Origin of the sequence: Streptomyces sp. (genome assembly GCF_036566765.1) — a bacterium.
Classification (GTDB): Bacteria; Actinomycetota; Actinomycetes; order Streptomycetales; family Streptomycetaceae; genus Streptomyces.
On the sequence record NZ_DATCVQ010000052.1, the window covers coordinates 1 to 6,880 of the forward strand.

Sequence of the window (6,880 nt, forward strand, 5' to 3'; positions counted from 1 at the left end):
CGGCGTACACGGTCCGCTCGATCAGCACCGGCTCGGCCGCCGGCGTCCGCATCCGGATGGACGGGGAGCACGAGGTGGACGTGTGGACGGCGCACCTCCACTACACCCCGTACGGGCCGTACGAGGCCGACTTCGACGGGCTGCCCGCCGACGAGCTGGTCGCCACACCTGGTCCCCGGTGCACGACATGCACCCGGACGAGGGCTCCGGCAGCGGCCGGCCCGAACCGCAGGACCGCATCGACTACGTCCTGCACAACGGCCGCGGCCTGCATGTGCTCGACGCGCGGACCGTGGTCACGGGCACGCCCGACCTGTGGCCGCACGTCGCGGCCAACGCGTGGCCGTCGGACCACGCGGCGGTGCTGACGACGTTCGCGGTCGTCTAGCGCGCGTCGGCTAGCTCTCGTCGTCCACCAGTTCCGCCACACCCGTGATGCGGTGCAGCGGGTACGTGCGGACCTCGTCCGCCGTGTGGTCGTAGCCGGTGACGAAGCCGCCCTCCACCCGGACCGGGGCGATCACGCGCTGGCTGGCGGCCCCGTCCGCGTTCACGTAGCCGATCCAGACCGCCGAGCCGGTCATGGCCGCGGCCTGCACGGTGGCGAGGGTGTCGGCGGGGGACGTGCGGGGCAGTTCGCCGGGGGAGCGCGGCGGCGCGTCGGGGCGTTCCTTGCGGACCGCCGTCGAGGCCAGGTCCCCGGCGCGGATGGCGCGTACCGCCGCGCCGAGCAGGGTGGCGTCGGGCGCGGGCGGGCCGTCCGGGACGGGCACGGGCGCGCTGCGCGGCGGCGTGCGGACCGTGTCGGCGCGGGTGATCAGGACATCGCCCTCCGCGGACTCGGCGGCCGGCGCGTACCCCATCGCGCGCAGGCCGTCGAGCAGCGAGGCGGGGTCGGTCTGCGCGGCGAGCACGGTCGGGGCGAGTCTTCGCAGCCGGAGGGACGCGGACCGCTTGTCGGCGAGGATCTCGCCGAGCAGCGCGTCGTCGTCGCAGCGGACGTACGCGGACGCCGCGCCGATCCGCAGGTGCCCGTGCTTCCGGGCCACGTCGTCGATCAGGTACGCGAGCGGCTGCGGCACCGGGGTGCGGGAGTGCGCGGCCAGGAACTCCTGCAGGTCGGACGCGGACCGGCCGGCGTCGAGGGCGCGCCGTACGGACCCGGGCGTGAACCGGTATACCGTCGCGCCGCCCTTCGACTCGACGTCCGCGAGGACGGACAGGGTCTCGGCGAGCGGCCGCCGCAGCGGCCCGGGCGCGACGGCGGTCAGGTCCGCCTGGAGGAGGACGTGGTCGACCGCCTCGGGCAGCAGCGGCGCGAGCAGCGTGGCGGCGCGGGAGGCGGCGAGCGACGGCTCGACCCCGCCGCCGACCTCGCCGACGGGGCGGTCGGGCGCGGCCTCGGCGAGCGGCAGGTTGAGCAGCGCCCGCGCGGGCCCGGAGAGCGCGCCCCGCCCGGTGAGCCCGAGCAACTCGGCCTCGTTCAGCGTCCAGACGGCGAGCCGGGAGCGGAGGTCGGTGGGGGAGGGGGAAGCGACGGCGGAGCGGGCGGGGGGTCCGGCAGTGGTGCTTGTGGTCGCCGTGCCCGTGCCCGTACCCGTCGGGGCGGCCGTCCCCGTACGCGTACCCCCGCCCGCTGCCGTCCCCCGCAGCGGGCGTTCCCAGCTCAGGCGGGCGAGGACGGTCTCCGGGTCGGCGGCCGCGCCCGGGGGGAGGGTGGCCTGGAGAGTCAGGACGCGGCGGCGGACCTCGGGGGCCGGGGAGCGGTCGAGGTCGGGGCCGAGCGCCGACAGCGTGCGCCCCTTGGAGTCCATGCCGCCGACCAGACCGGCCGTGCGGGTGCCGGCCAGCCAGGCGGTGGCGAGGCGGGCCCAGCGCTCGGCGGGCGGCAGGTCGAGCCAGTCGTCGTACGCGGGCGTCGGAGCGTACCGCTCGTCCGCCTCGCCGTCCGAGGCGAGCAGCCCCGCCCCGAGGCACAACTCCAGCCAGAACGAGGCGAGTTGTTCGCTGACATCGAGGGAAGCCGCGGTCCGCTTGAGGTCGCGTACGGACAGGCCGCCGGAGCGGAGCACGGCGGGGCCGCCCTCGTTCCACTCCCGCAGAAGCTCCTCGACGGTGGCCAGCGCGGTGTGAGCCTGGCCGGCCGCGGCGCTGTCCACAACCTGTGGACGGTATTCGCGCAGGACTTCGACGCGGGGCGGGACGGCCTCGACGCTGCGATGGGCGCGCCCGCCACGCAGATGGAGCGCGGCCTCACGGGGCAGCACGAGGGTGCGCAGCGAGGCGGGCAGCAGCAGGCCGCGGTCGCGCAGCCAGCGGACCGGCGGTGCGGGGTCGGCGGTGACCTCCCCGTACGGCGGCCCCCAGACCAGCCGGTCGAGGACGGCGAGGGCGTCCGGTGCGGCGGTGTCGAGCAGCGCGCCCATGCGCGCGCGGTCGGTGAAGAGCTCCGTCAACGAGGCGACCGCGGACACCGGGTCGTGGGTCGGGGGCAGCCCGGCCGCCGCGATGATCTCCTGGAGCCGGCCCGGGGACATGCCGGCGGTGGCCTCGGCGACGGAGGGGCCGAGGCCGGTGGGGGACGGGTGCTGCGGGGAGGGCGCCAGGAGCTCGCGGGCGGTCCGGACGAGCCGGAGCCGGTCGTCGTCGCCCCACAGCAGGGCCTGCTCGCGCAGCAGCTCGACAGCGTGCGGCAGCGCGGCCTCGACGGCCCCGTCGCCGTCGTCCCCGGTGAGCAGCGCGAGGAGGACGGGGTACGGGGCGGGGTCCGGGGCTACGGCGAGGGCCTCGGCGGTCTGCAGGGCGAACCGGTCGAGGCGTTCGAGGGCGCGGACGACGGAGGCGCGGGTGCCGGCGCGGGTGGCGAGCTGGGTGAGGTCGTTCGGCACCGGCGAGAGCAGGTCGGGGCGGGCGCGCAGCAGTGCGGCCAGCCCCTCGTCGCCGCGGGCGCGGAGCGCCTCCGCGAGGGTGCGCGGGGCGGTGGCGGCGCGTGTCGCGCCACTCCCGTCCGTACCGCCATTCCGTTCGGGCACGTGCGCCTCCCGATTGCGCTCGCCGGTCCCCATCCGCCCCACGTTAGCCCCTGCGCAGGCGCTACCGTCGGGACGGACCGGTTGTGGAGGGGCACTGTGGGCATCGAGAGCGACCAGTTGGTCTTCGACTACCTGAGCCGGGTGGGGGACTTGGCGCAACAGCGGCAGCTGCCGTCCGGGGCGCGGATGAACCTCGTGTCGGAGCTGCGGGAGGAGATCGGCCGGCAGCGGTCGAAGGCGATCGGCGGCGAGGACAGCCCGGCGGCGGTACGACGCATCCTGCGCCGCATCGGAGCCCCGGACGAGGTCGTGGACCGCGCGGGCATCCCGTCCCCGAGGAAGGAGCCGGTGACGGACCCGGTGACGGCGGACGCGGGGACTGCGGACGCGGGGACAGGGGACTGGTGGGCCGAGGAGCCCGGCCTGGAGGCCCCGGCGGGCTTCGTGGGCGGGGTGGAACTGGCGGAGATACTGCGCCCGCCGGCGGAGGAGGACGAGCGGGACGAGGACGAGGCGGCCGAGGCGGCCGAGGCGGCCGAGGAGTACGCGGAGGAGGACTCTCCGCAGACCAAGCTCCGCCGCCTGAGGCTCTCCCTCCCCAACCCCTTCCTCCTCCTGGCAGCCCTGCTCCTGGTGGTCGGCGCACTGCTCGGCTCACTCCTGGCCCTGGCAGGCGGCTGGCTCCTGGCCTACGCCTCCCGCCGCCTGACCCCCTTCGAGTCCAAACTCGCGGTGATGGGCCTCCCGGGTCTGGCCGCGGCAGCGGGCGCGATCTGGATCTGGGGCCGCCTGGAAGGCCGCTGGGGCGCCCCCATACCCCCGGGCGCGGACGCGATCTCCGAGGCCCTCTCCACGACGTGGCCCTGGGTGATCCGAGCGGCGGCCGTGGCCTCAGCCCTCTACCTGACGTGGCGCTCCCGCCGCGTCTAGGGCCTGTCGACAGCGGCCTGAGCAGCGGCCGTCACCGCCCCGTTTTCGAACGCCCGGGCACAATGTCCCCCATGACGATGACTGCACCGACCGTCGGTTTCGACCTCGACATGACGCTGATCGACTCCCGGCCGGGCATCAAGGCCGCGTACGAGGCGTTCGCCGCCGAGACCGGGGTCGCGATCGACGCGGACCTCGCGGTCAGCCGGCTCGGGCCGCCGCTGCACCAGGAGATCGCGCACTGGTTCCCGGCGGAGGAGATCGACGAGCGGGTCGCGCAGTACCGCGCGCTCTACCCCTCGTACGCGATCGAGCCCTCGCTCCCGTTGCCCGGCGCGCGGGATGCGATTCAAGCCGTTCGCGAGGCGGGCGGCCGGGCGATCGTCGTCACCGCGAAGAACGAGGCGCACGCGAAGCTGCACCTCGTGCACCTCGGGATCGACCCCGACGCCGTGGTCGGCGGGCTGTGGGCGGAGGGCAAGGCGGAGGCGCTGCGCGAGCACGGCGCGGGCGTGTACGTCGGCGACCACACCGGGGACGTGCGCGGGGCCAGGACGGCGGGCGCGACGAGCGTCGCCGTGCCCACCGGCCCCTGCGACGAGGCCGAGCTGCGGGCGGCCGGCGCGGACGTCGTGCTGCCGGACCTGACGTACTTCCGTGCCTGGTGGGACGCCTACCGGGCCGGCTAGCGGCCCGCGGCGGCCGCGCGCGCCTGGCGGCGCTGCACCGCGATCGAGCGCAGCACACCGGCCCCGGCGACCAGGAAGCCGACGCCCATCAGCATGGACACGGCGTACGCGATCGTCGGGAACGGCTCCGTGCCCAGGAACAGCGGGGCCACCGTGACCAGAGTGGCCACTGCGCCGACGATGAAGACAATCGCACCGGCGCGGACCAGACCGTCACCCGGAGCGGCGGTGTTCGAAGGCTTCGCGGGGGTTTCACTACGCATTCGGCCAGGGTAGTTCCCAGGCCGAAGGAACAAACCGGCGACGTCTTGTCACCAGCCCCTAGACCATTAGCCTTGGTGCACTGGGGGCCAAGAGCAGTGCCCATCAAGAGCCGTATTCCGGCGCACCCGACGAGTACGAGGACGAGGACAGACGTGCCTACCGGCAAGGTCAAATGGTTCAACAGCGAGAAGGGCTTCGGCTTTCTCTCCCGCGACGACGGCGGCGACGTCTTCGTCCACTCGTCGGTGCTCCCTGCCGGAGTCGACGCCCTCAAGCCGGGGCAGCGCGTGGAGTTCGGAGTCGTCGCGGGACAGCGCGGCGACCAGGCGCTCTCCGTGGTGATCCTCGACCCGACGCCGTCCGTGGCCGCGGCGCAGCGCCGCAAGCCCGACGAGCTGGCGTCGATCGTGCAGGACCTGACGACGCTCCTGGAGAACATCACGCCGATGCTGGAGCGCGGCCGCTACCCCGAGAAGACGCAGGGCGCGAAGGTCGCGGGCCTGCTCCGCGCGGTCGCCGACCAGTTGGACGTCTGACCCCGCTCGACGAGAAACCTACGGAAAACGCAGCGCGTCCGGGCCGAGGGGCGGTACCAGTCCCTCGGCCGCGGCGCGGGTCAGCAGGCCGCGCACGGCCGCGTAGCCGTTCTCGCCGAGGTCGGCCGTGAACTCGTTGACGTACAGCCCGATGTGCTGGTCGGCCACCTTCGGGTCCATCTCCTGCGCGTGCTCGACCACGTACGGCCGGGAGGCCTCCGGGTCGTCCCAGGCCATCCGGACCGAGGTGCGCGCCGACTCGGCGAGCAGCCGCAGCGTCTCCTCGCCCAGCGAGCGCTTCGCGATGATCGCGCCCAGCGGGATCGGGAGTCCCGTCGTGTTCTCCCAGTGCTCGCCCATGTCGGCGAGGCTGTGAAGCCCGTAGTCCTGGTAGGTGAACCGGGCCTCGTGGATGACCAGTCCGGCGTCCACGAGGCCGTCCCGCACGGCGGGCATGATCTCGTGGAACGGCATCACGACGACGTTCCCGACGCCGCCGGGGACCACGTCCGCCGCCCAGAGCCGGAACAGCAGGTACGCCGTCGAGCGCTCGCTCGGCACCGCGATCGTCTTCCCGGTCAGGTCCACGCCAGGTTCGGTGGTGAGGACCAGCGGGCCGCAGCCGCGGCCCACCGCGCCGCCGCAGGGCAGCAGCGCGTACTCGTCGAGGACCCAGGGCAGCACCGCGTACGAGACCTTCAGGACGTCGTGCGCCGTGTCGCCGCGCTCCGCCCAGCCGTTGGTGACGTCGATGTCGGCGAAGGTGACGTCGAGCCGCGGCGCGCCGGGGACCCGGCCGTGCGCCCAGGCGTCGAAGACGAAGGTGTCGTTCGGGCAGGGCGAGTACGCGATCCTCAGCTTCACGTCGCCTCCATCGGCTCGACGAAAACGGTGCCGCTGAGCAGCTGGAAGGCGTACCGCAGCGAGTCCATGGCCTGCCCGATGCGCCAGTTGGCGCGGTCGCGCGGGCCGACGGGGTTCGAGACCGCGCGGATCTCGACGGCGGGCACGCCGTAGGCGGCGGCGGACTCGGCGACCCCGAAGCCCTCCATCGCCTCGGCGGCGGCCCCCGGGTGACGTCGCGCCAGCTCGGCGGCGCGCTCGGCGGCGCCGGTGACGGTGGAGACGGTCAGGACGGGCCCGACGAGGCAGCGTTGCTTGCCGCCTTCGAGCGCCCGCGCGATCCGCCCGGGCAGTGCCTCGGGGACCCGGTGGACGGAGCGTCCGAAGCCGAGCTCCTCGACGGGGAGGTAGCCGGTCGGGGTCTGCGCGCCCAGGTCGGCGGCGACGATCGTGTCCGAGACGACGATCGCGCCGAGCGGCGCGTGCGGCTGGAACCCGCCGGCGATCCCGGCGGAGACGACGAGGTCGTACGGGGCGGTGCGCGGCCCGGCCGCGGGCCCGTGCCCCAGGGCCGCCCAGGCGAGGG

Annotated in this window: 7 protein-coding genes and 1 pseudogene; 4 read left to right on the top strand and 4 right to left on the bottom strand. The window is 74.8% G+C overall.

All coding sequences use genetic code 11. The annotated features are described in order from the left end of the window. Positions 1-388: pseudogene (locus VIU94_RS02650) on the top strand (HAD-IA family hydrolase); the annotation flags it as partial. A gap of 10 nt (positions 389-398) precedes the next feature. Here the strand turns inward: VIU94_RS02650 and VIU94_RS02655 are convergent. Continuing rightward, positions 399-3,065, bottom strand: coding sequence for a helicase-associated domain-containing protein (locus tag VIU94_RS02655; RefSeq protein ID WP_331907072.1), 2,667 nt, complete (start codon positions 3,063-3,065; stop codon positions 399-401). A 63-nt stretch (positions 3,066-3,128) separates the two neighbouring features. On the opposite strand from VIU94_RS02655, the gene VIU94_RS02660 reads away from it, so the two are divergent. Both VIU94_RS02660 and VIU94_RS02665 read left to right on the top strand, forming a co-directional pair. Further along, on the top strand, positions 3,129-3,962 hold the full coding sequence (locus VIU94_RS02660) for a hypothetical protein (protein ID WP_331907074.1): 834 nt from the start codon (positions 3,129-3,131) through the stop codon (positions 3,960-3,962). Positions 3,963-4,024: 62 nt separating this feature from the next. After that, positions 4,025-4,651: an HAD family hydrolase gene (locus tag VIU94_RS02665; protein WP_331907076.1), complete on the top strand. Its 627-nt coding sequence runs from the start codon at positions 4,025-4,027 to the stop codon at positions 4,649-4,651. On the opposite strand, the gene VIU94_RS02670 is transcribed toward VIU94_RS02665, so the two are convergent. Continuing rightward, complete coding sequence (locus tag VIU94_RS02670; RefSeq protein WP_331907078.1) at positions 4,648-4,914, bottom strand: hypothetical protein; 267 nt, start codon at positions 4,912-4,914, stop codon at positions 4,648-4,650. The two genes, VIU94_RS02665 and VIU94_RS02670, sit on opposite strands and share 4 nt — an antisense overlap. 153 nt (positions 4,915-5,067) lie before the next feature. Between VIU94_RS02670 and VIU94_RS02675 the strand changes: the two genes are divergently transcribed. Continuing rightward, positions 5,068-5,451, top strand: a complete 384-nt coding sequence (locus VIU94_RS02675; protein ID WP_331907080.1) for a cold-shock protein — start codon at positions 5,068-5,070, stop codon at positions 5,449-5,451. An 18-nt stretch (positions 5,452-5,469) separates the two neighbouring features. Here the strand turns inward: VIU94_RS02675 and VIU94_RS02680 are convergent, their stop codons facing one another. Continuing rightward, positions 5,470-6,315, bottom strand: a complete 846-nt coding sequence (locus VIU94_RS02680) for a 1,4-dihydroxy-6-naphtoate synthase (protein WP_331907082.1) — start codon at positions 6,313-6,315, stop codon at positions 5,470-5,472. Continuing rightward, the coding region (locus tag VIU94_RS02685; protein WP_331907084.1) for a futalosine hydrolase at positions 6,312-6,880 on the bottom strand (569 nt) is incomplete at its 5' end. The genes VIU94_RS02680 and VIU94_RS02685, both read right to left, overlap by 4 nt.